The 25,265-nt window shown below is 43.6% G+C and carries 18 protein-coding genes and 1 tRNA gene; 5 read left to right on the forward strand and 14 right to left on the reverse strand.

Annotated features, from left to right (window positions below):
* From WCM76_12335 to WCM76_12350, 4 genes are all read right to left on the reverse strand, one after another.
* The coding region (locus WCM76_12335) for a collagen-like protein (GenBank protein ID MEI6766423.1) at window positions 1-523 on the reverse strand (523 nt) is incomplete at its 3' end.
* 14 nt (window positions 524-537) lie between these two features.
* Window positions 538-1,050: a T9SS type A sorting domain-containing protein gene (locus tag WCM76_12340; GenBank protein MEI6766424.1), complete on the reverse strand. Its 513-nt coding sequence runs from the start codon at window positions 1,048-1,050 to the stop codon at window positions 538-540.
* Between the two features lie 264 nt (window positions 1,051-1,314).
* Window positions 1,315-2,430, reverse strand: a complete 1,116-nt coding sequence (locus WCM76_12345) for a hypothetical protein (protein ID MEI6766425.1) — start codon at window positions 2,428-2,430, stop codon at window positions 1,315-1,317.
* A 334-nt stretch (window positions 2,431-2,764) separates the two neighbouring features.
* A tRNA-Met gene (locus WCM76_12350) sits at window positions 2,765-2,838 on the reverse strand.
* Window positions 2,839-2,942: 104 nt separating this feature from the next.
* Between WCM76_12350 and WCM76_12355 the strand changes: the two genes are divergently transcribed.
* On the forward strand, window positions 2,943-3,689 hold the full coding sequence (locus WCM76_12355) for a DUF481 domain-containing protein (protein MEI6766426.1): 747 nt from the start codon (window positions 2,943-2,945) through the stop codon (window positions 3,687-3,689).
* Here WCM76_12355 and WCM76_12360 read toward each other — a convergent pair.
* The 5 genes from WCM76_12360 to tpiA form a co-directional block, all read right to left on the reverse strand.
* Entirely contained in the window at window positions 3,686-5,146 is a 1,461-nt protein-coding gene (locus tag WCM76_12360; GenBank protein MEI6766427.1) for an aminotransferase class V-fold PLP-dependent enzyme, read from the reverse strand. The two genes, WCM76_12355 and WCM76_12360, sit on opposite strands and share 4 nt — an antisense overlap.
* A gap of 34 nt (window positions 5,147-5,180) precedes the next feature.
* Window positions 5,181-5,831: a PspA/IM30 family protein gene (locus WCM76_12365; GenBank protein ID MEI6766428.1), complete on the reverse strand. Its 651-nt coding sequence runs from the start codon at window positions 5,829-5,831 to the stop codon at window positions 5,181-5,183.
* Window positions 5,832-5,965: 134 nt separating this feature from the next.
* Complete coding sequence (locus WCM76_12370) at window positions 5,966-10,501, reverse strand: hypothetical protein (GenBank protein MEI6766429.1); 4,536 nt, start codon at window positions 10,499-10,501, stop codon at window positions 5,966-5,968.
* A gap of 17 nt (window positions 10,502-10,518) precedes the next feature.
* Window positions 10,519-11,352: a 50S ribosomal protein L11 methyltransferase gene (gene prmA / locus WCM76_12375; GenBank protein MEI6766430.1), complete on the reverse strand. Its 834-nt coding sequence runs from the start codon at window positions 11,350-11,352 to the stop codon at window positions 10,519-10,521.
* A gap of 9 nt (window positions 11,353-11,361) precedes the next feature.
* Window positions 11,362-12,138 carry a triose-phosphate isomerase gene (gene tpiA / locus WCM76_12380; GenBank protein ID MEI6766431.1) on the reverse strand — a complete coding sequence of 259 codons (777 nt, stop codon included), beginning with the start codon at window positions 12,136-12,138 and terminating at the stop codon, window positions 11,362-11,364.
* A gap of 451 nt (window positions 12,139-12,589) precedes the next feature.
* On the opposite strand from tpiA, the gene WCM76_12385 reads away from it, so the two are divergent.
* The 3 genes from WCM76_12385 (at window position 12,590) to WCM76_12395 (ending at window position 14,784) form a co-directional block, all read left to right on the forward strand.
* Entirely contained in the window at window positions 12,590-13,030 is a 441-nt protein-coding gene (locus WCM76_12385) for a DUF1573 domain-containing protein (GenBank protein ID MEI6766432.1), read from the forward strand.
* 56 nt (window positions 13,031-13,086) lie between these two features.
* The gene (locus tag WCM76_12390) at window positions 13,087-13,485 is read left to right on the forward strand and encodes a DUF1573 domain-containing protein (GenBank protein MEI6766433.1); all 399 of its coding nucleotides are present in this window, start codon (window positions 13,087-13,089) and stop codon (window positions 13,483-13,485) included.
* A gap of 102 nt (window positions 13,486-13,587) precedes the next feature.
* Window positions 13,588-14,784, forward strand: coding sequence for a pyridoxal phosphate-dependent aminotransferase (locus WCM76_12395; GenBank protein ID MEI6766434.1), 1,197 nt, complete (start codon window positions 13,588-13,590; stop codon window positions 14,782-14,784).
* Between the two features lie 46 nt (window positions 14,785-14,830).
* Here WCM76_12395 and WCM76_12400 read toward each other — a convergent pair whose 3' ends face one another.
* The 4 genes from WCM76_12400 to WCM76_12415 all read right to left on the reverse strand — a co-directional run bounded on the left by WCM76_12400 (window position 14,831) and on the right by WCM76_12415 (window position 20,422).
* Window positions 14,831-16,954 carry a tetratricopeptide repeat protein gene (locus WCM76_12400; GenBank protein MEI6766435.1) on the reverse strand — a complete coding sequence of 708 codons (2,124 nt, stop codon included), beginning with the start codon at window positions 16,952-16,954 and terminating at the stop codon, window positions 14,831-14,833.
* A 159-nt stretch (window positions 16,955-17,113) separates the two neighbouring features.
* Window positions 17,114-18,421: a Stp1/IreP family PP2C-type Ser/Thr phosphatase gene (locus WCM76_12405; protein ID MEI6766436.1), complete on the reverse strand. Its 1,308-nt coding sequence runs from the start codon at window positions 18,419-18,421 to the stop codon at window positions 17,114-17,116.
* A 9-nt stretch (window positions 18,422-18,430) separates the two neighbouring features.
* Complete coding sequence (locus WCM76_12410) at window positions 18,431-19,906, reverse strand: FHA domain-containing protein (protein ID MEI6766437.1); 1,476 nt, start codon at window positions 19,904-19,906, stop codon at window positions 18,431-18,433.
* A 48-nt stretch (window positions 19,907-19,954) separates the two neighbouring features.
* Complete coding sequence (locus WCM76_12415; protein ID MEI6766438.1) at window positions 19,955-20,422, reverse strand: FHA domain-containing protein; 468 nt, start codon at window positions 20,420-20,422, stop codon at window positions 19,955-19,957.
* A 226-nt stretch (window positions 20,423-20,648) separates the two neighbouring features.
* Between WCM76_12415 and WCM76_12420 the strand changes: the two genes are divergently transcribed.
* On the forward strand, window positions 20,649-23,123 hold the full coding sequence (locus tag WCM76_12420) for a T9SS type A sorting domain-containing protein (GenBank protein MEI6766439.1): 2,475 nt from the start codon (window positions 20,649-20,651) through the stop codon (window positions 23,121-23,123).
* Window positions 23,124-23,264: 141 nt separating this feature from the next.
* On the opposite strand, the gene WCM76_12425 is transcribed toward WCM76_12420, so the two are convergent.
* Window positions 23,265-25,004: a phospho-sugar mutase gene (locus tag WCM76_12425; protein ID MEI6766440.1), complete on the reverse strand. Its 1,740-nt coding sequence runs from the start codon at window positions 25,002-25,004 to the stop codon at window positions 23,265-23,267.
* Window positions 25,005-25,265: the final 261 nt, after the last annotated feature.

The raw sequence follows: 25,265 nt of genomic DNA on the forward strand, positions 1-25,265 counted from the left end.
TTCCCTGAGCTCCCGTTAAGCCGGTGAGACCTGTGGGACCAGTTATTCCCTGAGCTCCCGTTAAGCCGGTAAGACCTGTGGGACCGGTTATTCCCTGAGCTCCCGTTAAGCCGGTGAGACCTGTGGGACCAGTTATTCCCTGAGCACCCGTTAAACCCGTAAGACCTGTGGGACCGGTTATTCCCTGAGCACCCGTTAAACCGGTGAGACCTGTTGGACCGATAGGACCTATTGCCTGAACCCAAGCTGCACCGTTGTAATACCAGAATCCAATAAGATTGTCGGTTTGATAAATGAATAATCCTGTAGCGGGATTAGTAATAGCATTTTTCTGAGCCTCGGTCATTCGGGGTATGAGAAGCCCCTGGTTGCTGCTGCTAATGTCGAGAATGGCTGAAGGGTCGTTTGAAGCGCCTGTCATGTTGATTGCAGTTCCCTGTCCGTATGTGCTGCGGAAATTTGAAAGGAACATGAATACAACTGCAAATACACATAATCTGAGATAAACGTAACTTTTCGCCATAATACAGGAGTTAATTAGGGACTTATTTTCAGAATTTTTATACTCTTCTCACTAAAACCGGTTCTTACTGTGAGGTAGTAATATCCCGTTGCAAGATTGCTGACTTCAAAGTCAAGCTTCAGAATACCACTATTATCAGTGTTCCCCGACTGAATACGAATCATCCGACCGAGTACATCGTACAACTGAGCAGTAACCTGAGCGCCTGCTGTTGAATTGATACGGATATCAATATTATCCCTGGCAGGATTGGGCCCTGCTGTAATACATAAATTTCGGGAAGTATTTTCCGGTACAGAAACCAGAACATTTGTGAATGGCTGCTGAAATCCTTGAGTCAGGATATTACTGCCATTGCCAACCGTAGTAACGGCAACTTCGCCTATTGTATAATCTAAAGAAAGCGTACTTCCATTCGAATAACTTCCGCCGGCAGAGGCCAGCACAAACCGTTCAACAGAAACCTGAGCAATAACAGCAGACGTAAATGTGATTAAGCAAAGTGAAGTCAGTAATATCTTTTTCATCAGTAAGTGGTATGAGATTCTAGATGCATTATTCATGCTGAATACTTAATTTGGTTGAAATTACATTTTCAAAAATATAGATAAATCAGGAAAAATCCAATAATTATGGAAATATTATTATATACGCAGTGTACCATTATATAATACCGACCAATTATCTCTGCCCAGCCTGTTCGCCCACTATTTTACATGGCGGACAATATTGCACAAGTATAGTGGGAGCATGACGTCGGCAGAAGCATTTCGGGAACGCATAATCAGCTTTTATACAAACATTTTACGGTAGCAGCGGCGGCGCTTGTGCTGAATGTGGTCGTAGTTTTTCCAGGTAGTAATCGCCTTTTGGTTGGTTTCGAAAATACCTGTAGTTTCAACAAATCCGACGTTTGCTTCAATCAGTGCTTTCTGGAGTTCGCTGATGAGAAGGGACGGAACCCCGAAACCCTGCATATGCGGTTCAACTCCGGTGAGGAAGAGATCCGCTACTTCAGGATGCTTGAGTGCCCTGAGCAAATGGATGAATCCGAACGGGAACAGGCTGCCGTTAGCCTTTTGCATGGCTTTTGACAGGGACGGGACGGCAATGATAAAACCGGCAAATTCGCCCTGTTCTGTTTCAATTATTTTGACAAACTTAGGATTCAGAAAGTTGAAATATTTTTTGACATAATAATCTTCCATCTTTTTATCAAAGTGCACAACAAATGGCAGGTCGGAGAAGGCTTTGTTCAGCGTTGTGAACACCTTATCCGAATAACGCACCATATCTTCTTTTTTGTAGCAATGAATAACTTTGAGTTTGTAGCGGTCGCGAATCATATCGGCAAGCCGGGCGGCTTTTTCAGGAATACTGCTGATGGTCAGCCTGAATTCAACCCAGTCAATTTCTTTTACGTAACCGGCCCTGTCGAAATGCGTTTGATAGTAAGGCAAATGATATACAGAAGCCACGGACTGCAGATGCTCGAAGCCTTCTATCAGCAAGCCTTGAGTATCGAGGTTGGTGAAGCCCAGAGGACCGAGTAAGCCATCTACACCCTGCGCTTTCAGCCATAATTCGGCAGTTGAGAAAAGTGCTGCGGAAACTTCCGGGTCGTCGATGAATTCCATGCGGCAGATGCGACCCAGATTCTCGTTTCTGTCTTTGTTGTATCGGTCGTTGATAATAGCACCGATGCGGCCAACGCACTTTCCGTCTTTTACTGCTATCCAGAAAGCGGCCCTGCAAAAATCAAAGGCAGGGTTGTGCTCGGGCATCAGGCTTTCGGTTTCGCCCTTTTTCAAAGGCGGCGCCCAGCAACTGTTTCCCTTATAAATAATAAAAGGCAGTTCCACGAATAGTTTGCGGGTTCGGGTGTCAATTACTTCTTTTATCTCCACGGTCGTTACAATATTGAATTACAAATATAATTTGTTTTGGGAGACCAGAAGATTGAAAGATATAAAACCGTCGGGAACCGAAAAAGTTGCCCCCATCCCCAACCCTTCCCCCTTAGATGGGGAAGGGAGATTCAATTCATGCGGCGCATTGGTAGAAAGTCGTGAGTCGTAAGTCGTAAGTCGAAAGTCGAAAAATGTTTCTTGTTCTTTTTTCCTTGATGAGAAAAGAACGAAAAGAATCAATTGAAATAATATGCTTCCACCCCAACAAAAAAAGCCGCTTTTCGCGGCTTTTTGTACAAAATACCTGGTACTTATACTGATTACTTTTGTGTAGCGAGGACGAGAGTTGAACTCGTGACCTCCGGGTTATGAATCCGACGCTCTAACCAACTGAGCTACCTCGCCATTTTCGGAGGCACAAAAATACACATTTCAGCCATACACAAGCAAGTTTTTGGATTTTTTGCCTCAAAAGTGCTTATTTATTACTTTTATCGAAAGCCTATTTTATGAGAAAACTACTGCTTGCCGCCCTGGTTCTCTTTCCGCTAAGCGCTTTTACACAGGTGCTTAATATTGAACAGGAGCGCATAAAAACAGATACTACCGGATGGTCGGGTACCGCAGGGCTGAGTTTTCAGTATATCAAAAATCAAAAGGAAATGCTGAACGCGGGCCTTAATGTGCATGTGCAGTTCAAGACCGAACACAGCCTCTGGCTGCTGCTTACCGATTATAATCTGGTGACCTCAGGCAAAGACGATTATAGCAATGCCGGTATTGAGCATCTGCGCTATAATTATAAGTTCAATAAATGGTTCACGGCCGAATGCTTCACTCAGGCACAATTCAACAAGGTGATGAGCGTGAAGTTCCGCTGGCTCACCGGCGCAGGCCCCCGGTTCAGGATTGTAAAAACGAAGAAATTCAGGCTGTACGGAGCCGCTTTGTATATGTATGAGTATGAAGAGCTCGAAAATCCTTCCGTGTTTCACCGCGATCACCGCATGTCAAGTTACCTTTCCTTTACCTGGAGTCCGGTTGAAAATCTGCGGCTTGTGAATACAACGTATTTTCAGCCCAGGCTGAATTACCTCGCCGATTACCGCATTTCATCACAAACAGATTTTATTGTAAAAATTGCCGGACACTTCGGCTTCGGCGTAGGATACCTGTACTATTACGATGCATTTCCGCCCGAAGACATCGTGAAAGAAACCCATTACCTGACCAATAAAATTACGTACGAGTTTTAAAGTTCGAACCACTTACGCACCTTCACCGTTTCGTCTTTGGGAGCGCTGATGTGCTTGTATTCGTTGGTATGCGGGCTATAGACATAATCTTTTACCCGTCGTTTCCATGTTTTCGAGATATCGTGCAGTGCCGCCACAATGGTTTCCAATTCGTTGTCTGTCATGGTGGGATGTACGGAAAGCCGAATCCAGCCGGGCTTTTGCGACAGGTCGCCGTGGCTTATAAGGTCTGTAATGCGTTTTGAATAGTCATAGCTTACATCGAGCAGATAATGGCCGTAGGTGCCGGCACAGGCACAACCACCACGTACCTGTATCCCGTACAGGTCGTTGAGCAGGCGGACGACAAGATTGTAGTGAATGTTATCGATATAGAAAGAAATGGAGCCCACACGCTGCTGCACATTGTCGGCGAGGATGTGTATGCCGGGAACCAGAGGCATCAGCTCAAAGGCCTTTTTCATCAGTTGCTTTTCGCGTTTGCGCATATTGGCCGTACCCATTTTATTTTTCAGCTCAATGCACAATGCTGCCCGAATAGCCTGCAGGAAACCGGGAGTTCCGCCATCTTCGCGCAGTTCAATATCATCAATGTATTTATACTCGCCCCAGGGGTTGGTCCAGTCGACGGTGCCACCGCCCGGATTGTCGGGAATATGCGAATGATAGAGTTTTGAATCGAATACCATTACGCCCGAACTGCCCGGTCCGCCGAGGAATTTATGAGGAGAAAAAAATATTGCGTCGAGTTTTTTCAGGGGGTCGGCAGGGTGCATATCAATATCGACATAGGGCGCGGATGCTGCAAAATCAACGAAGCAAACACCTCCGTGCTGATGCATTATTTTTGCGAGTTCATGGTAGGGTGTTTCGATGCCTGTAACATTTGAACATGCCGTAAACGACCCTATTTTCACCGCCCGGTTCTCATATTTTTTCAACTGTTTTTTAAGCTGAGCGGGGTCGATGAGCAGATTTTTTGCAGGCTCCAATACAACGACGTCGGCATTTGTTTCGAACCATGAAGTGTGGTTGGAATGGTGTTCCATATGGGAAATAAAAACAACAGGCTTCTCTCCTTCTTTCAGGCATTTGCGGTGGCTCACCATGCCGCAGAGCCTCATTCCGAGAATGCGCTGCAGTTTGTTTATCACCGATGTCATTCCCGAACCGGCGGCAATAATCACGTCGTCTTTGGAAGCATTTACGTGCTGTTTGATTTTTTTCTGTGCAAGGTGATATGATTTGGTCATTAGCGTGCCGCACTCACTTGTTTCGGTGTGGGTGTTGCCTACAAAAGGACCGAATGTTTCGCTGATACGCTTTTCAATGGGTGCATATAAACGACCGCTGGCAATCCAGTCGGCATAAATCATTTTAACTTCGCCATAGGGTGTTTTAAATTTCTGGTCGATGCCGATGATGTTACGGCGAAATGGTTCGAAGTACTTTTCCATGATTAATTGTTACCGCCTGTTATGAAAAATGTTTTTATTTTTTGTTCAATTTTTCTTTCAGCTTATTCAGTTCATCTTCAACCAAAATCTTCTTTTCAGCTTCCTTAATTTCATGATGTTTTTTCGCGTCATCCGCATCGAGGTCAAGTCTGATGGGTGTTTCAACTTCCGTACCGGGCACTGTAATGTTTTCCAGTGATTGCTTGCTGAGTTCGCCCAGCATTCCTTTCATCTCCGACTGGGATTCGGAAATTCTACCCTGTGCATGCAGAATCTGTTCGCGGGCAACGGCTTCGATGAGCTTGTTTTTCAGCAGCACAAGCTGACTGTTTAATTTTTCGGCAGTAGCAGAAGCGAACCGGAATATTTTTTCTTCTTCGGCAATGGTAAGGTCGTTCTCGGCTTTTTTTCCAAGCACTTTGCGGGCATATTCTTCGTCGCCTGTTTGCAAAGCGTGCAACGCTTTGAGTTCAAACTGTTCACTCTGCTGTTTGAAAACGAGCAGATGCCGTTCCACACTTTTCAGGTTTTCTGAAGCTTCAGCCACGCTGGCAGAGGCATCAGACACGGCTTCCTGCATTTCAAGAATCAGTTCCTTAATCATTTTTCCGGGATCATCCGAATTATCAATCAGGTCGTTCAAGTTAGATAAAATGATGTCTCCGAATTTTCCAAGCAGCCCCATGCCGATATTTTAATTGTTGTTTGTTAATTCAATATTTACTCTTTTCAATCTGTCATTTCTGTAAGGTTCGGGCGCTTCGGCGCTTCGATCCGCGGGTAGGCGGACTCAATGTCCGAAACTCAGCGTCCGGATTACTATTCATCGCCCGGATTAGCCTCGCCTTCGGCTCCTACTTTTTTCAGGAAATCCGATTTCCTTTTGGGTGTAGAAATAATGAAAGCATAATTGGCTTCACCTTTTTCTCCTTTGAGAATATTTTTATTATCGTCCATTGCTTTTTTAATGGCGTCGTTATATTCTTTCTTTGACGATATTGTTTGAACTTTATTGTTCTGATACGAGAAGAAGAACCATTGATTGGCCGATTCGAGATACAGATTCAGAATGTTGCCGCTGCGTTTGCGAGCGATTTCCACATAGCCTGTCACGTATTTATACATCTGGTTATCTTTCAGACTCGCGATACCAATTTTACCGTCGTTGACAAAAGATTTTGTTTTCGGATTCCATGTCATATTCACATCGGCAAAGAAAAATGCCCATTTGGCTAAGTCTTTCGGATAGTCCTTCATGTGTCCGGAAAGGTTGAGCTGGTTGAGCATTTCATCGCCTTTCTGGGGCCCTAAAATGAACTTGAGTGTGCTGTAATATTTATCATCTCCGGTATTAACGCCTTCAGTGCCGGCTTCAGCCTGCAGTATCTGCGACATGATTTTCATAGCATCTTCATCAAAAAAGAAATCGATAAGCATGGTAAGACTGAGCTCTGATTTCTTTGTTGCGAGATTTTGTGTAACGATGCCGTAGGTTTCCATCTGAACCTGACCGAGACTGGTTCCCAGATCAATTTTTCCGGATCCGGTGGCAATGCATTTTGCGCGGTCATAAACCATGACATTGCCGGTTGGCAGAAACTTAAGCATGGAGTCGACCTTCGGCTGAATAATATACTGCTGCAATTCTTTATTGAATGTAAGATCGCCGGTAGCGGCAATTACCTCCGGGTCGTTGATCTCATCCTTTTTCTGTGCAAAAGCCGTGTATATAAGGGCAGAATCATTGCCCAGGTACATTCCCATTCCGAGTTTATCGCCGCGAATCCCGTTCAGGTATTCGCGTGTATCTGATGTAATAGGAATTGCTACGTTGTAAGGATTAATCTGTGATTCAAAACGCACCCAGCGTTTCAGCAGGGTATCGCAATCGTGTTTTATCCGTGCGCCTCCGTCGAAATACAGGTACTGCTGATCGGATTTCAGGTTTACTTTTCCGATAAATCCGAACCAGGGACTGAGCATAAAATTATGGTCGGGCACCACGTCGCCCTGACCAATGGTTTGACCGGCAGAGTCCACTTTAATAGTATTCAAATACAGGCGTTGAGTTTTTTCAAGCAAATCCTTGTAATCATAGCTTCCCGAACCGGAGTAGCTCTTTGCGCCGTAAATGCTGATTTTTGCATCATACATGTGATGGAATTTGCTCTCAACATTGGCAACAATGTGTGCTTTTTCAAGCGGGAGCATTTCTGCTTTTTTCAGGATGGTGATATTGCCGCTATCGGGAAAAATGGCGGCGTCGGCAACAAAGACAACCGGAACTTCAGTTGCATAAATAATATTTTCGGTAAGGTTGTAAGTAGCATCGGGCGCGTAAAAATCAAGCGAGTCCTGAGCCGGATGTTCCGATACAAATCTGGATTCTCCAAACTCAACAGCAATAATCTCATCTCTGGATTTTGTTTTAAGCGATGCATACTGGTCCTTCTGGCTGCTTGAAAGCTTGAGTAAATCTTTATTCATGTACCAGTCGAAGTTGTACATGTAGCACGAATACTGGTTGAAGGGGAAACTAATCTTTGAATTTTCGTCGTTTGACTTGAATTTGCTTATCTGTGTTTTAAAGTCGGTATGTACATTATAGTTTTCGGTGTAAAGTACAATATCGTTCAGGTCGTTGGTTTTAAACTTCACGTTCGCGGTATCGGCATCTATGGTATGGTGCTTGAATAAAAAATCGCGCGACGACATTTCAACCTTGGTGAATGAAAGTACGCCATCGCCTCTGAGGCCGCTCGGGCGCAGGAACAGTGTGCCTTTCATAATTGTTCCGTTATCGAACATGGCCATTGGTTTATCTTTCTGCTTAACAATCATCAGGTCGCTGTACGGGAACCAGCGAACATTCACATTATTGGCAAGAACGGCAGGATATTCAGTGGTTGTAGCTTTTTCCTTGACTATATAATTATATGCTTCAGCCCACATTGAGTCGGGAAAAAACACGAAGTCGTCGGATTGGGTGAGTGAAGTGAGGTATTTGAGTTTTCCTCTTCCGCGGAAGCCCATATAACTCAGGTCAACAATAGAATCGAAGGTTCCTTTTCCGCCATAAGCGGGCAAACCGCCGGGAGGTGTAAGCCTAACAAAACCGAGAGAAAAATCGGGCTGAACCCTGAGTGGTTCAACAATATCAGGAAAAATTCCTGCTGAAACCAGATACCCTCCAAACTCTTTTTTCTCTGAGTCATAATCGTCCAGACTGTCTATTACGAAAGGCTGCAGCCTGAAGAAAAAACGGTCGCGGGAATAGACTTTATCATAAATAAAGGGTTTGTCGTAATAAACGTAGGATTCCTTTTTGCTGTTGAATGTCGGGAAGTTGGGGAAAGGCTTAAGTCCCGATTTATTGTTCGGAGCATCCACAATCAGGTCGCCCGACAGGTCTTCGATAACGGTACGAACTTTAACCAATGGGTGATGTCCGAAATTATCTTTCGGTTGTTTTCTGTCCTGAACCTTGAAACTCATCGAATCGATGGTTGGCAAATCGAATTTGAATTTGTCGTAATTAAACGTGCATCCTTTGCCAAACAGGTCAAACAGACCGGCATGTATTTGTCCGTCGAATGTAAAATCGCGGTTTTTTTTAAGAATGAGTTCCTGATTAACGGGCACCACAAACACATTTTGTGAGTCGCTCAGATAGACCATGGGCACGCCCTTCAGTTTAAAATCGAAATTCAAAAGATTGAGCGTGGCATTGCTCTGTGCGGCAATGGTAGAGTTGAACTGAATTACATCATAGTCTGTTTTACCGTTTTTGGCATTGATATAATTAATTACACGGTCTTTTAGAACTACTTTATCGCTATTATAATCATACACAATAAAGCCTTTGCATGCAAACGTTATCAGCAGCGCCTGCACCTGTTCTTTGGCAACACGCATTTTCCGCTGCACATCGTCAACGGTAAATGTTTTGCTTCCCAGCTGAACAGATAAATCGCGGAGCACCATCAGGGGGTGGACATCTTCCATGCCGCGCAGTTTATCGTAACGAAACTGGCTGTAATAATTATCCGATTCAAAAATGGCACTGGTTTCTCCGCCTGAACCTTTGAGCATTCTGAAATCAATTTTCGGTTCATCCATTTTCCAGTAAACGGCCTCCACATAAATATCTACTTTATGATAGCTGTCGAAAAAAGGACTTTGCCCAACACCTTCATCACCGCGAATCAGGCTCAGTTCGCGCACATCGTTGTTGTATTTCATTTTCACACTGGGGTGATAAATGGAATCTTTTTCCCAATACACGCTCACTTTTGCGCGGTCAGAAGACATTCCTTCCGCTTTGATAATAAAATTCTGGGACGATACTTTTACAAATCGTTTGTTTCCTCTGGCAAAAACCATTTGCGCATCATTCTCAGCGTCGCCCTTACCCATAAGTTTGGCGCCCCACATAGAGAATCCGCCCTCATAATCGATGTCCTTAAAAATAGATTTTATTTCGAGGCGGTTCTCGTAAGAGCTGAAACGGGGATATGAAATCCGGTCTTCGTCCACATCAAGCATTACCTTATCCTGAAGGAACCCATGGAGCGGTCGTTGAAAATATTTCTTATTATAAAACACTACGGAATCAATTCTAATCTCCGTTTTGTTGATGTTCAGTTCATATTTATTCAGGTCTGCCCACACCTCATCACGCGGCAATGCCGACCTGTCCCAATAAATCTTACCGCCATTGCCTTTCCATTTGCTGGTTGTGGGATAAAAACGCCCTGAAGTAGCTGTGATATTCGAACTGTCATTTTTTTTATAGCACACCAAATCGACAGGTCCGGGAAAATCGACATACGGGATGGAGTCGTACTTAAAAACAAAATTATTATCGGAGGCCCGCCAGTATAAAATATTGGTGCGATAAAGTGTATTATCCGTAAACAGGTCATTGGTGGCTTCCACCAATGCCATAAAACGAATGGTATTGGACAGACCGGCCAGTTTGTGCAGGCTGAAGCACCAGGCTTCAAAGCTCTCTTCGGGTTGTGATGAGTTGCTGAACTTAACCACTGCGCTGATGAATGATTCAAAGACAGGAAATGTTTTCATCTTTTTCGCCAGCATGATATTGCACAGGGCGAATACCGAATCTTTCATGGAAGCATTCAGCTTATTGTTGTTCCATGAATCGGTAAATCCGGTCATTGCAGCCTTTCCGGCATCTTTCTGCTCAGGTGACTGGGCGGCATCAAACAATCCCTGCAATTCATTGAGGAACTTTGCAGGTTCTTTTGAGAATTGTTTCAGTGGCTGAGCGTGAAGCGTTGAACCAAAAAACAGCACGAAAGCCAGCAGCGTCAGGTATCTGAATCTTCTCATGATGCGAACCAATTGATTTATTTGCCGCCAGTAAAACCGGCAGCAATCCAGTTATTTTTTGTTAACGAACGAACCAACCTGAGTTTAAATTGTTTGCACCGTTCTTTTATCATGGGCAAATCCTCGGAATAAAAGCCGCTCATTAAAAGCGTTCCGCTCTTATTGAGTGATGCTGAGTATCCGGAAATATCGCCCAGAAGCACATTACGATTGATGTTCGCAATGATGATATCAAACTTCAGCCCTTTCAACAATGAGGCGTCGCCCTGTTTCACAACAATTTTTTTCACCTTGTTGCGTTCAATATTTTCGACGGTATTATTGTATGCCCATTCATCGTTATCAATAGCCATCACATCGGTGGCGCCCATTTTTTTGGCAAGTATCGCCAGCACACCCGTGCCGCAACCCATATCAAGCACGGTTTTCCCGTTAAGGTCCATATCGGCAAGCATTTCCACCATCAGCGAGGTTGTTTCGTGATGACCGGTACCGAACGACATTTTAGGTTCAATTACAATCTGGTAATCGACACCTCGAGTTGATTTGTGAAAGGGTGCTCTGATATAGCAGAAATTGCCGATGCGTACCGGTTCAAAATTACTTTCCCACAGGGCGTTCCAGTTTTGTGCTTTTATCAGGCGCACCATCATGCCGACTTTAATCAGCTTATTCGTGAAAAACGGGAGTTTCCGCACTTCATCCATTGAGAAGTTTTTGTGCGGAATATAGCCGAACAGGATATTGCCTTCTTCCGAGAAGCTTTCGAAACCGTATTCGGAAAGCTCAGCCGTAACAATGTCGCGTGCGTAATCGGGTTTAATCTCTAACGATAGTTGAATATAATCCATAGCTCAGAATTATCTTCCGGGAAATGACCCGGCAATAGCAACAAATTCATCTCCTTTGAGTGATGCGCCGCCAATCAGGCCGCCATCAACATCGGGCTGAGCAAAAAGCTCCGCGGCATTTTTGCCGTTGCAGCTTCCGCCATACAAAATGCTTGTGTCGTCGGCCAATTCCTTACCGTAACGTTCGCTGATAAGATTGCGGATGTATGCATGCATATCCTGCGCCTGAGCCGGGCTTGCATTCAATCCGGTACCAATGGCCCATACAGGTTCATAGGCAATCACCACGCGTTTGAAATCATCGGCGCTCAGGTGAAATAATGATTCGCTGATCTGTTTTTTTACCACTTCAAAAAACTTACCGCCTTCGCGTTCTTCTTTCACTTCGCCGCAGCAGAAAATAGGTCTCAGACCTGCCATAAGGGCGGCGTTCACCTTTTTCATCAAAAAATCATTGGTCTCATGAAAATAGGCGCGTCTTTCGGAATGCCCTATAATAACGTATGATGCGCCGGCTGCTTTGATCATCGGGGCAGAAATCTCACCGGTAAATGCGCCCTTTTCTTCGCTGTGACAATTTTGTGCTGCCACGTAGACGTGCTTGCGTCCGGCAATAACCTTGCTGATGTTATCAACCAACAAAGCCGGTGGGGCAATAATCATAATTTTATTTTCATCAAGCGGGTTTGATGACGAAAGCAAGTAAAGAATCACCCGTGCCAGTGAGGTTCCGTCTTCCAGAGTCTTGTTCATTTTCCAGTTGCCGGCTACAATCTTTTTTCTCATATCAATCGGTTTTAAGTGCTGCCAGAGGCAGGTGTTATCAACGCCGATAAAATTATATATTTTTTCACTACTTCAGGTCGAAAATAATATTGCAGCAGGCAAACGCACAAATTCGTCCATATCTTGCTGCAGAATCCTCATGCTGAGCTGATATACCATATAAAACAGAGCGATGAAGAAGGGCAGGTGCTAAAAACGCGCGCCAGAAGAGGCAGGTGAATGGCACGCGTTACAATCGCGCGCCAGCCAGAGTAAGTGCCGGATGGGTCATCGATTTTTCAGATAGCAGGCAACCTTATATCATATACTTTAGTCTTTATAACGATTTCAAGGAAAAAATAATTTGGCATATGATTTGAGTTATCGCAGGAAATTTAAACGAACTGAAGGTTTGTTAACAATATTTCATAATTTTGTGCTGAATAAACGTTTTCCAGAAAAATTACTTCGTATGAAAAAGATTGTTCCCTTTGTTTTGTTTTTAGCACTTCTGGCGACGACAGTTTTTTCCCAATCAAAAACCGGCGCTGTTGTGAAATTTGATAAGTTGGTTCACGATTACGGCACAATATACCAGAATGATGACGGAACCTGTGAATTCCGGTTTTCCAATACGGGAGATGAGCCATTGGTTCTTACGAGTGTGAGAAGCTCATGCGGATGCACTGTTCCGAAATGGCCTAAAGACCCAATACTTCCCGGACAAAGTGCCAACATTGGTGTTAGCTATGATACTAAAAGGCTGGGCAATATATCGAAACAAATCACCGTTGTATCCAATGCATCAGAAAGCACCATTATTCTGAGTATAAAAGGCACGGTAATTGCAAAGCCAAGCGAACTAATGCCGGAAAAGCAAGTGAACGAAGGATTTACTCCAACAGCAAATTAATTTATATTAACACCAATTAACTTTTATTAACGATTATACAACCTAAAATTCCAATTATGAAAAAGTTAGCATTAATTATCGGCATTTTCTTCCTCGCCGGTTTTGCATTTAAAGCTCAGGCCCAGACAACTCCAAAAGCTGATGGTCCGGAGATTACATTCGACAAACTTGAAAACGATTATGGCACTATTATTCAAGGTGGTGACGGTAACTGCGTTTTCAAATTCAAGAATACAGGCAATGAGCCTCTTATTCTTTCGGATGTGCGCAAATCATGCGGATGCACTACCCCTACCTGGAGCAAAGAGCCAATTCTGCCGGGACAAAGCGGCAAAATAGATATAGGTTATAACACTAACAATGTCGGAACCTTTACCAAAAACATCACTGTGATTTCTAACGCTACCAACGCTACCGTTGTACTGACCATCAAAGGAACAGTAAACGCGAAGTAAATCTGAAAAAAAATGCAGCAAACCACTCGCTGCATCGTTATTTTTTCCAAATTTGTCCCGGATTTATCCGGGACTTTTTTTTTAACACTAAAACCATTTTTTATGCCTAAGATTTCAGCCAAAGCCTGCCAGATGCCCTCATCGCCCATACGGAAACTTGTTCCCTTCTCTGATGAAGCTAAGAAAAAAGGACGCAAAGTATACCATTTAAACATCGGGCAGCCCGATATAGAAACTCCCGAAGGCGCCATGGATGCCCTTAGGCATACAGATATCAAAGTGGTGGAATACAGCCATTCGGCAGGGATATTATCATACCGTAAAAAACTTGTTGAGTATTACAAACGATTTGACATTGAGATAGACGAGAATCAGATTATCGTTACCAATGGTGGTTCTGAGGGTATTTTATTTGCATTTATGGTGTGCCTCGACCCGGGTGATGAAGTAATTGTGCCCGAACCATTTTATGCAAATTATAACGGATTTGCTACTACCGCAGGCGTTGTGATAAAACCTATTACATCATCCATTGAAACTGGTTTTGCCTTACCGCCCATTTCGGAGTTTGAAAAAATTATCACACTCAAAACCAAAGCCATTCTTATTTGCAATCCCAACAACCCGACGGGCTATCTTTATTCCGAACAGGAACTTCAGGCTTTGCGCGATATCGTACTTAAACACGACCTGTATTTCTTCTCTGATGAAGTTTACCGTGAATTTTGTTACGACAACGAACCGCATTTTTCTGCGATGAATCTCAAAGGCATTGACAACAATGTTATTTTGCTGGATTCTGTTTCAAAACGTTACAGTGCATGTGGTGCGAGGGTTGGCACTTTTATCACCCGCAACAAAGAAGTAATGGCTGTTACGATGAAATTCGCACAGGCACGGCTCAGCCCGCCAACGTTTGGGCAGGTATTATCGGAGGCAGCCATCGACACACCGAAATCGTACTTCGATAACGTGATGAAAGAATATGTTGCACGTCGCGACATCGTGGTAGAATCCATCAATAAAATGGAGGGCTGTTTCTGCCCCAAACCCAAAGGTGCCTTTTATGCTGTGGCACGTTTGCCCATTGATGATGCCGACAAATTTTGCCAATGGCTGCTCGAAAGTTTTGAATATAATAACCAAACGGTGATGCTGGCACCCGCCACAGGTTTCTATTCCACTCCGGGACTGGGTAAAAACGAAGTAAGAATAAGCTATGTGCTGAATGTGGATGACATGAAAGCTTCGATGAAATGCCTTGAAGAGGCACTGAAAGTGTATCCGGGAAGAATATAAACAGCCATAAATATTATGAAAGAGGGAACCGGAACGGGTTCCCTCTTTATTTTTTATTTCCACCCGCCGTTTGCGCTTTTTGCATGAATTCAGCCGCTTTGTCTTTTCGCCCCATAATAAGGTAGGTTTGTGAAATATTCATCAGCAGGTCGGGTTTGTCAGGATTCAGAATCAACGCACGGTTGAAGTATTCAAGTGAGCGTTCAAAATTGCGCTGCATGCCGTATACGATACCAATATTCTCAATGGCAGAGGCATTTTTCGGATCCAGTTCCACGGCTTTTTGAAGATATTCCAGCGCGGCATCGAGCCGTCCCAGATTCTGTCCATAAATTTCACCGAGTTTTGCATAGGCTTCGGAATAGCCCGGTTTCAAAGCAATAGCTTTATTCATTGCAATAATTGCGCTGTCGAATTTTGCCTGTCCGCGATACCCCAGACCCAAATTAAGGAATGCATCGGCGCTCTGTGGTGTGTATTTTATCAAAAGCCATGATGACTTCACTGATTCTCCGAATTGCTTGTGCTTATTGCATTCCTGAACTACAAATTTAAGATTGTTGAGCGCACCGGCATGCTTTGGGTTAATACGGAGACAATTTTCAAAAGCTGTTCGTGCGCCGGCATAATCTTCAAGTTTAAGATATGCATTGCCCATGAGCAGCCAGGAATTGAGGTTGCCCGGATAAATCTTCACCGCTTTATCCAGATATGGCAGGGCACGTTGCACATAGATTTTCTTTTGAACCGGGTCGCTGATACTGTCGGAATATTCAATCAGCTTTCCACCTGCAGAAGTATTGCACTTAGTACTGTTGAACGACACTTTCACATCGGTAGTGAAAAGAGTGAGATCGTCCATCCATACCCGGTTACGACTCATTGTTTTTATGCTGTATCCTGAAAGAACGATTACAAGCAAAAACAGTGCAACCCGCCTAAATGTATTCTTATCCTTTATCCAAACATTTAACTGAAGTGTGATAAAAACGGCTGCCAATAAAGCAAATCCGAGCAATGCCGTAAACATGAAGCGCTCATTCATGAAGGTTCCGATATTAAACACAACATTGGAAACGATAGAAAAAGTGATGAAGAAAAACAACACTGCAAATGAAGTAATGGACTTCTTTTTAACATTGATGAGCGCCCAGGCAGCAAGTCCGGCAATCATAATCAGTGAAATGACTGCTCTGATATCGCCGAAAGAAATCAACGGAATTTGCTTCGGATAATAATCATGGGTTAGAGGATGCGGAAGCACCAGTAATATCAAGTATTTGAGCCATGTAAAAAGTATCGTGGCATATTTTTGTGCTGCCGATGCACCTACAAACGGATTATTCAGAAGCTCTGAATCGGTAACATCAGTAACACGAAGGCCGATAGCACCAATGCGTATCGCAGCATAGAAAATCATCGCAACCAACATAGCGCCCACCACCACGAGCAATTCTTTTATTTTGACATTCCGGAAAAAATAGAGAGCGAGAGGCACGATGGCTAAAAAAGTTATTGCATTCTCTTTTGACAATATTGCCAGACAAAAAACAGGAATTGCCAAGGCTAAAAGCCACCATTTGCGGGTTTCGGTATATCGAATACATAAGTACAGCACTCCCAGTGAACCCAAGAGGCATAGGATTTCGTCAAGCCCTTTGATGTTGGCAACAACTTCCGTATGCAGCGGATGCGCTGTAAACAAGAGCGCGGCTACAAACGGTAATGATAAGTACCATGGATTACTGCCGCTGTATTTATTCAGCAATTTATGCAGTATATTGAACAAAAGCAGGCATAGCAAGCCGTACAACAAAATATTCAGCAGGTGCCCGACCATCGGATTCAGCCCGAAGAATTGGTATTCAACAGCAAAAATAACTTGAGAAAGCGGGCGGTAGCGACCGCCGGGTAACAGATTGTTTTTTCCCAGAAAACCAACAAAAGCATCGTTGGTAAGAATTTCCTTTATACCGCCAACTCCTTCTTTGGTGAATTTATTCCCTGTAATCATCAGGGTATCGTCGAGGGTATATTTAAGGTCTATTGTATCAGCGTAAAGCAGCAGTGCGAATACAAAAATGATGTAACGGCTCAGGTTGAGTTTGTTTGTGAGCTCCCCGGGTTTAGCAGGAATAGCAATGGGTGCAGCCGTTTTCGTTTTCTGCATTCCTTTGCGTTGTACTATTTTTTTTTGTGTTCCGGTCAATTCAACGTTCAATTTAGAAAACTATTTAATTCTGCTCACACCGGCACTTCGATTCGCCAGGTGGGCGGACTCAGTGACCAAGCCTCTGCGACCGAATTACGCATAGAAAGCAATCTTCTATTAAAACGGAATCACGAGCTGCCCGGGCTTTACTTCCTTGTCGCTGTTCAGATCGTTGGCTTTCATGATTGCTTCTTTTGGTACGTCAAAATCGCGGGCAAGCACATCGAGTGAACCTCCTGTTTTAATTGTGTAAAGAGCCTTTACGGGGATTTTCAATTTCTTGCCTTCGCCAATATTGTCGTTCTTTAAATTATTCAGTTTTTTCAGAGCATCAATTTTCACTCTGAATTTTGAAGATATTACGCCCAGCACTTCTCCTTTTTTTACTTTGTACTCGTAAATAACGGTATCCTTTTTTTGTGCGGGAGCAACAGTTTTTGTGGTATCTTTCTGACTTCCCGCAGTAGAATCCGTAACCGCCGAAGGCATTGTGTTAAAACGTGAAATCTCGCCTTTGTGAATAAACAGATCCCATACAATATAAGCAAGGAACAGTGCACCAAGCGCAATCAGAATTATCCTCAGATTCTTTTTCATGAACGTTTCGGGTTTTTTCTCTTTTGGTTCTTCAGCAATAGCGGAAATGCCAACAAACTGGGCATTTTTTCTATTTACCGCGTAAAAATAAATTAATTGAACAGTTGTATTATCATGACCGCCGTTATCATTTGCCATTTGAACAAGCGTCATTGCTTTGTGTTGTATTGGCAGGTTTTCAGCCAATACATCTCTAATGGCATCATCTTTCACCATGCCGGTAAGACCATCGGAACAAAGCAGCATGACATCATCTTTTGCAGGAGTAACAGGAATTTCAGCGACACTAATCACCACTTTGCGACCAACGCCGAGAGCTCTCAGTATTTCATTTTTACGCGGATGCTGTTCCGCATCCTCTTCAGAAATCAATCCTTGTTCAACCAGTGAGTCAACATAAGAATGATCGCGGGTAAGCCGGTGCAGTTTTTTGTTTGTGTAAAGATAAATGCGGCTATCGCCGACATGAGCGTACCATGCTTTATCGTCGCGTACCAGCACCATTACAATGGTTGTTCCCATACCTGCAAGCACGGGATTGTTCATGGCATTGTTAAACACTGCGGAATTGGCGTACTCTATAGATGCTTGCAAAGCTTCAACAGGATCGCTGAAATAATGATTTTCGAGAAATGCGCGAGCATTATCCACGGCAAGTCGTGAGGCGGTTGCGCCACCAACATGACCGCCCATGCCATCACAAACAATGAATACATGCCCGTTTACCGATTCGAAATAGGTCATGTAATCCTCATTCACTTCGCGCACATGACCGGTATCGGTAGCATTGCCGAAGTCGAAATTTTTCAGGCTTTTTGTTTTTGACATGCCTTGGTTTTAGAACTGAATCTTGAGATTAGCAGCGCCCAGTTTAATACTATCGTTATTGTTAAGTTTCTGCCTGCTCACGCGGGTACCATTTACAAAAGTGCCGTTAGTACTGTTGTTATCAACGATAAACCAATTACCGCCTTCATTAACAAGTGACGCATGACTTGACGAAACCGTCTGATCGGGAATCATGATATCATTACTGTTTGTACGGCCAATTGTAAGTTTCTGCTTGTTCAGCGGGAAATTTTTTGAAAAATTAGCAGCACTCACGAGCAGCATCGGACTTCCGCCGCCGCCGCCAATCATGGTACGTTTAAGGTCAAATTTCTGTGGTTCCTTCGGTGTAACAACAGTTTTAGATTCTTTAGACTGGCGAAGCTGATCCTGCAATTGCATATTGCGATCTTCGATTGATTTTAGGCGATCGTTTTCTGCTTTTTTCTTCTTTCCGGAACGCATCACTAAAAATACAACTACAGCAACAAGTGCCAGCAGCAGCAGCGCAACAACAATTATTATAATGATGTATTTTTTCCAGAAGGATGCTTTTCCTTCTGGAATTGCATAGGCGGCGTTTTGCTTTTCGCCTTTATATTCAATTTCAAAGCGGTTGCTGTCTGCCGATTGTGTGGACATAAATGTAAGCGTATACGAATTATCGGGTGTAACAGCATTTTTGTCGGCGTCAGTCATGAAGTCGGTAATGCCGGAAGTGAGATCGCCCACAGATTTTGCGGAAACACTTTTTGCATTAGTTTTATCGCTTATGCGTACAAAATTATCGGCGGCATATCGGTTGCTTGTTTTATAGGTAATCGTGTAAACCGGGATATTGAATTTTGTTGCTTTGTCAATGCAGTCGTCGCTTTTTATGGGCGATTTACTGTTATTAATGGCTGCTGAAAGGACAATCAGAATTTTACTTGAAGGTAAATCCTTTTTACTGTTGATGAAATCAAGACATTCATAAATGCTTTTAAAAACATCGGCTACGCGGTTTGTATCGCGGGCAGCAATAATTTTACTATTGATTTCATTTTTAAGGATGTCTTTATCGGAAGTAAATTCGGCGCTCAGCACATTCAGTGATTTACCATCTGAATTGGCTTTCCCGAAATAGCAAACATCAACTTTATCATCTGCGCCCATGGCAGAAAGCGCACTGATAACCGCTTTGCGGAAATTATCAACAGGTGCACCGTAGGTATGACCCGAAGCTTCAATAAGAAAGCAAATTGCTTTTCCGCCGGCAGCAGGACTTCCGGCGCTGTTTTTCAAAAATGTGAAGTTCACACTTTTTGCTTCTTCATACACTTTAAAATCGGGCTGTGTAGCTTCAGCTTTTTCAAGCACAGTAACGCCGACGCTTATCTGCGGATAGCCCGAAGGGTCAATAGATGTGATACTGAATTTCTGCGCAAACAAAGGCATGGCACAGAAAACAAACATCATTAAAAATACTGAACGAATTTTTTTCATGTTGCTGATTATTTATTATGCAAAAAATAAAATCGTAATTTAACCTGACTAAGCAACAGTTCTGAATTTAAGAACCGTATTGCCAATTTTAATGGTATCACCATCGTTCAGATTTCCTTCTTCTTTAAATTCATCATTGATGAAGGTACCATTGGTTGAAAGCTCGTCTTTGAATTTAAAAACGCCCATACGGTATAAAATCGTCAGGTGCTTTCCGGAAACGGAACCGTCAGCGGGAACAACTGCATCGCATGCAGGATCTGACCCAATGATGTTACGGCCTTCGTACAATTTATAATCAACACCGTTGGCATCAATTGTAAAAGAAACCAGCCAGCCCACTAGTTTGCGACCTGCATTATTTTTTATTCCCTGAAAATCGGGAGCATCATCTGAACCCGGTTCACCATGAAAAATTTGAGTTTTATTCAGGTTGCCGCCACCGGAACCAAAAATCTGTGTTTTGTCGTCAGCAGTATTATTACTGCCTTCAATCTTCGTTTTATCTAAATCCATAACAGGTTTATTTTGTGATTGTTTGGGACAATAAGGACATTCGTCCAGATTTTCATGAAAATAATGCCCATTGGGGCATAACTTAAAACCACTCATACTTTTTGATTTATAGGGCAAATTTATACAATAGTATTGAGTTTTTAATACTTAGTGCGTTAAAAATACAGAGATTCACTGCCATCATGTTCGTTTTTTGATAACTTTGCTTTAACTAAATATTAATTTCATGAAAAAAATATTCTCCGTTCGTTTACTCATTTTATGCTGTATTGCATTGATAAGCGTGCAATTCAATGCCAATGCACAAAAAGTTCAAAATTTGAACACCGTATCGGCCCTGGTGCAATTCAGCAGTGAAAAAACAATTCCTGGTCATGACTTTTTATCCGGGAATGGCAACAACGGTACTGCCAAGAATTATACAACACTGCTTTCGCAGGATTTCAGCAGTACAACATTTCCGCCAACCGGCTGGACAAGGTCACATTCCACCGGAACAATGGACTGGATACGTGATACAAAATTAAAATGGTTTAGTTTTCAGGGAACATCGGGAGCAAACGGTTATGCATGTGTAAACAGCGACAGTCTTGGCTCAACCGGCGTAAATGAGAATTGCCTGCTTGTATCGCCCAGCATCAACTGTACCGGGCAAACATCAGTCTGGGTTCATTTTAATGAGCGCTTTGCTCAATATGCGTCATCAACCGGGCACCTTGAAGTGAGCAATAATAATTTCTCAACCTTTACATCTGTATATGCTGCCGAAACGGGGCTTACACAAAACCAGTCCACAGCCAACCCACATTATGTGGATGTTGACCTGTCGGCGGTGGCTGCCAATCAGTCTAATGTAAAGATTCGTTTTCACTGGACGGGTGCTTGGGACTTTTGGTGGTTTATAGATGACATCGTAGTTTACACCAGGCCCACTTATGACGCAGCTATTGCAGCCAGAGTGAATGCAAACGAATATACCGTAGTTCCGAGAATGCAGTATAATAATGCAGCGCTTCCATTAAGCATTACGGCAAAAAACGCCGGTGGATCAACGATTACCAACGTTACGATGAGTGCGAAAGTGTATGACGGGAACACACTGGCAGTGCTTTCCAATCCGCCAAGCAACACTATTGCATCGCTGGCTGCCAATGCTACCGGAACACTTTCGGCTGTAAGTTTTACACCACCCGCAGGAAACGGTTTTTACCTTCCTGAATATATTATTTCCATGACACAGACTGATGCGGACCATACAAACGATACCGTTGCGCAAGGTTTTATAATTAACGATTCACTCTATGCAAGAGATGACGCCGTTTTTACGGGAAAGCTCGGTGGGTCTCTCGGATCTAATACATCCACCCTGATTTTGGGGCAGAATTATGACGTACTCACTACCGACAGACTCAAACATGTGAAGGTTTATGTTGACACTTCCTATGCCGGCGACCAGACCCAGATTGTTGTTTATAACACTACCAATGAATTGCCGGTAACACAGATTGCATCATCCGCTGTTTTCACCTTTTCAAATAATGCGGCTCAATGGGTAGATCTGCCCCTCAGCGGTGGTCCGATACAGCTCACACCCGGCACATATTTTATCGGTATAAAGCAAATTTCAACAACGCACAATCTCGCTGTCGGCTACACCAACAATAACCTTACTCCGTATACTGTTTATGCAAAAATAGGAACAGACCCATGGGATACGTTGAGTCAACTCGGCTTTAATGTGGCGTTTGTAATCAGACCGATCTTTATCTGCGGTACATTCAAACCGACCATTACACCCAGTAACGCATTTTTGTGCACGGGCGATGCTGTAACACTTACTGCAACTACCGGTACAAGCTATAACTGGTCGCTCGGCTCACAAGCAACGCCGAGTATTAATATCACAAGCGGAGGCACCTTTACCGTTACCGTTACCAATGCACTTGGATGCACCGCCACCTCAGCGCCTCTTACCATTCCGGAATACCCGAAGCCAAGCATCTTCCTTGGAAACGACACCACGGTTTGCGGCGGTATCACCCTGAATGCGGGCAGTGGTTTTTCGAACTACAGCTGGACAGGCGGAACTTCAACAAATCAATACTTGTGGGCAGGAAATACCGGACCATACAGCTGTACAGTCACCAACTCAAACGGGTGTTCGAAAAATGATGCAATCAACATTACCGTAAATCCCTATCCGGCAGTTCACCTTGGACACGATACCACGCTGTGCGCCGGCGCCTCTATTACGCTCAATGCAGGCGGCCCTTACAGTTCCTATAACTGGTCGTATGGTTCCGGGAGCAGCATGACACAGGTTGTTGACTCCAACGGTATCGGTCTTGGCAGCGAATCTATAATTGTTGTTGTAAGCAATAATAATTGTATTGGTCGCGACACCATTGTTGTTAACTTTACGGTATGCAGCGGCATTGAAAATTCTGAACCAAACACCGATCTTATTATTTATCCGAACCCGGCTTCAGGCATGGTTTACATTGAAGTTCCGGCATCCGAAAATGCAATTTGGCTATCGTTGCTGAATGCTGCCGGTCAGCTTGTAATGTCTGAGCAACTCCCTGTATCCACAAGCAAACAGGTGCATGAATTGAATGTCGCAACTCTTGGAAGCGGCATGTATATTATGAAATTACTGGACGGCAACAATACGGCATTCCGTAAGATTATGATAAAATAGAGTTTAGAATTCAGACGTAAGATGTAAGACATAAGACATAAGATAAAAGATAAAAGAAAAGCAACTGCGAAAATGCAGTTGCTTTTTTTGGTCTGGCCGGTAATTGCCTGAGTAGATTTTGACCGGCGAATATGCAGGCTTCTATTGCAATTTCATGGCAACAATCAGGTCGCTGATTTTCTGTTTCAGCAATGTTTCGGTTTCTTCGAATTGGGAGGCATTTTCAAGGACGCCTTTTATCCCGAAGTAGAATTTTATTTTCGGTTCCGTACCCGATGGTCTCACCGTAATCTTACTTCCGTCGTCCAGGAAAAACTGTAACACATCCGACACAGGCAGTTTAATATCTTTCTGAAGTCCTGTTTTTACATCGGTTTCTTTTTGCAACTTATAGTCCATAATCCGAACCACTGCCCTGTTGTTTATTTCATGCGGAGGCTGTGTGCGGTAACCGGCCATCATCTTCGCAATTTCTTCGGTACCGCTGATTCCTTTTTTGGTCAGCGAAAGCAATCCTTCATAATAAAAACCGAAGTCAACATAAATCTGCTGCAGCATGTCGAACAGCGAAAGTCCCTTTTCAAGGGCATAAGCGGCAGCTTCAGCAATCATACAACAGGCAATAACGGCATCTTTATCGCGCACAAAATCGCCCACCAGAAAGCCATAGCTCTCTTCACCACCGCCAATAAATACTTTTTCGCCTTCGAGCTTTTGAATAATCTCCGCAATGTATTTGAAACCGGTCAGAACATCAAAACTTTCAACGTTATAATGCGTTGCAATGTCTTTTAAAAGTTCGGAAGTGACAATAGTCTTCACAATAAACTCTTTTCCTCTGAGCAAACCTTTTTCTTTCCATTGTCCAAGCAGGTAGGCTGTAAGAATGGATGCGGTTTGATTTCCATTGAGCAAAATAAATTCGCCCTTATTATTTTTCACGGCGACGCCTACGCGGTCGGCGTCGGGATCGGTAGCGAGCACAAGAGATGCGCCCGTTTCATTTGCTTTCTGAATAGCAAGTGCCAGTGCCGAAGGTTCCTCAGGATTGGGCGATTTCACTGTCGGGAAATTCCCGTCGGGCACAGCCTGCGCTTGGAGCACATGAACATCATCAAATCCCATGCACTTCAATGCCTGCGGCACTAATGTAATACCTGAGCCATGTATGGGTGTATAAACAATTTTTAGTTCATGATGCTTTTGTATAAGTTGAGGATTCAGCGAAAGCGACATCACATTTTTAAGATATGCCTCATCCACATCGGCGTCAATCATTTCGATAAGTTCCGGTTTAGCCTCAAAACAAACTTCGTTTATGCTGCTAATCTTTCGTACTTCTGCAATTACATTTTTATCCTGCGGACTCACCAGCTGACCGCCATCGCTCCAGTAAACTTTGTAACCATTGTATTCTTTGGGGTTATGTGAAGCGGTGATAACGATACCGCTCACGCAACCCAGATGGCGTATCGCGAATGAAAGCTCGGGTGTTGGTCTTAGTTCACTAAATAAAAATACTTTGATATCGTTGGCCGACATTACATCGGCCGTAACCTGCGCGAAAAAGCGGCTGTTGTTGCGAGAGTCGTATGCAATGGCAATGCCGGCAGGTGCTCCGGCAACAGCAGCTTTGATATAATTAGCCAGTCCCTGCGTTGCCATGCCCACCGTATATTTGTTCATACGGTTGGTGCCGGCACCCATGATACCTCGCAACCCGCCGGTACCAAACTCAAGGTCGGTGTGAAACGCTTCGGTAAGACCCTGCAGGTCATTCTCCATCATATCTTTCACCAGCTTTTTTGTTTCTTCGTCGAAATTACCTTCGAGCCATTTCGAGGCTCTGCTGATGATACGATCGTCTGCTCCTGATCCCATAACTGCGATTGCTAAGTTTTCTAAATATTAAAATTTCACGCGGGATAATCATTCAATATCCCGGTAACGGTGAAACAAAAATAGGAAAAAAAATCGGCAGGTCCGAAAAGCTGTATTCAGGGCATCAGCATTAAAACTGAAGAAAAGTTCTTCGGATATGGCAGACTTTCGATGCATTTTATCATAATTAACAAACTCTTACAGTATTAAAAGAAGCGGGAAGCCAATTATTCCGTAATTTTACAATAGAAATCTACCCGG

This window comes from Bacteroidota bacterium (assembly GCA_037133915.1).
Lineage (GTDB): Bacteria > Bacteroidota > Bacteroidia > Bacteroidales > CAIWKO01 > JBAXND01.

Excerpts from the sequence above, each read along its gene's own strand:
- WCM76_12410 (MEI6766437.1), bottom strand. The coding sequence starts at position 19,906 with ATGAAAAAAATTCGTTCAGTATTTTTAATGATGTTTGTTTTCTGTGCC.
- WCM76_12395 (MEI6766434.1), top strand. The coding sequence starts at position 13,588 with ATGCCTAAGATTTCAGCCAAAGCCTGCCAGATGCCCTCATCGCCCATA.
- WCM76_12365 (MEI6766428.1), bottom strand. The coding sequence starts at position 5,831 with ATGGGGCTGCTTGGAAAATTCGGAGACATCATTTTATCTAACTTGAAC.
- WCM76_12385 (MEI6766432.1), top strand. The coding sequence starts at position 12,590 with ATGAAAAAGATTGTTCCCTTTGTTTTGTTTTTAGCACTTCTGGCGACG.
- WCM76_12390 (MEI6766433.1), top strand. The coding sequence starts at position 13,087 with ATGAAAAAGTTAGCATTAATTATCGGCATTTTCTTCCTCGCCGGTTTT.
- prmA (MEI6766430.1), bottom strand. The coding sequence starts at position 11,352 with ATGGATTATATTCAACTATCGTTAGAGATTAAACCCGATTACGCACGC.
- WCM76_12400 (MEI6766435.1), bottom strand. The coding sequence starts at position 16,954 with ATGCAGAAAACGAAAACGGCTGCACCCATTGCTATTCCTGCTAAACCC.
- WCM76_12370 (MEI6766429.1), bottom strand. The coding sequence starts at position 10,501 with ATGAGAAGATTCAGATACCTGACGCTGCTGGCTTTCGTGCTGTTTTTT.
- WCM76_12415 (MEI6766438.1), bottom strand. The coding sequence starts at position 20,422 with ATGGATTTAGATAAAACGAAGATTGAAGGCAGTAATAATACTGCTGAC.
- WCM76_12360 (MEI6766427.1), bottom strand. The coding sequence starts at position 5,146 with ATGGAAAAGTACTTCGAACCATTTCGCCGTAACATCATCGGCATCGAC.
- WCM76_12340 (MEI6766424.1), bottom strand. The coding sequence starts at position 1,050 with ATGAAAAAGATATTACTGACTTCACTTTGCTTAATCACATTTACGTCT.
- WCM76_12355 (MEI6766426.1), top strand. The coding sequence starts at position 2,943 with ATGAGAAAACTACTGCTTGCCGCCCTGGTTCTCTTTCCGCTAAGCGCT.
- WCM76_12425 (MEI6766440.1), bottom strand. The coding sequence starts at position 25,004 with ATGGGATCAGGAGCAGACGATCGTATCATCAGCAGAGCCTCGAAATGG.
- tpiA (MEI6766431.1), bottom strand. The coding sequence starts at position 12,138 with ATGAGAAAAAAGATTGTAGCCGGCAACTGGAAAATGAACAAGACTCTG.
- WCM76_12420 (MEI6766439.1), top strand. The coding sequence starts at position 20,649 with ATGAAAAAAATATTCTCCGTTCGTTTACTCATTTTATGCTGTATTGCA.
- WCM76_12405 (MEI6766436.1), bottom strand. The coding sequence starts at position 18,421 with ATGTCAAAAACAAAAAGCCTGAAAAATTTCGACTTCGGCAATGCTACC.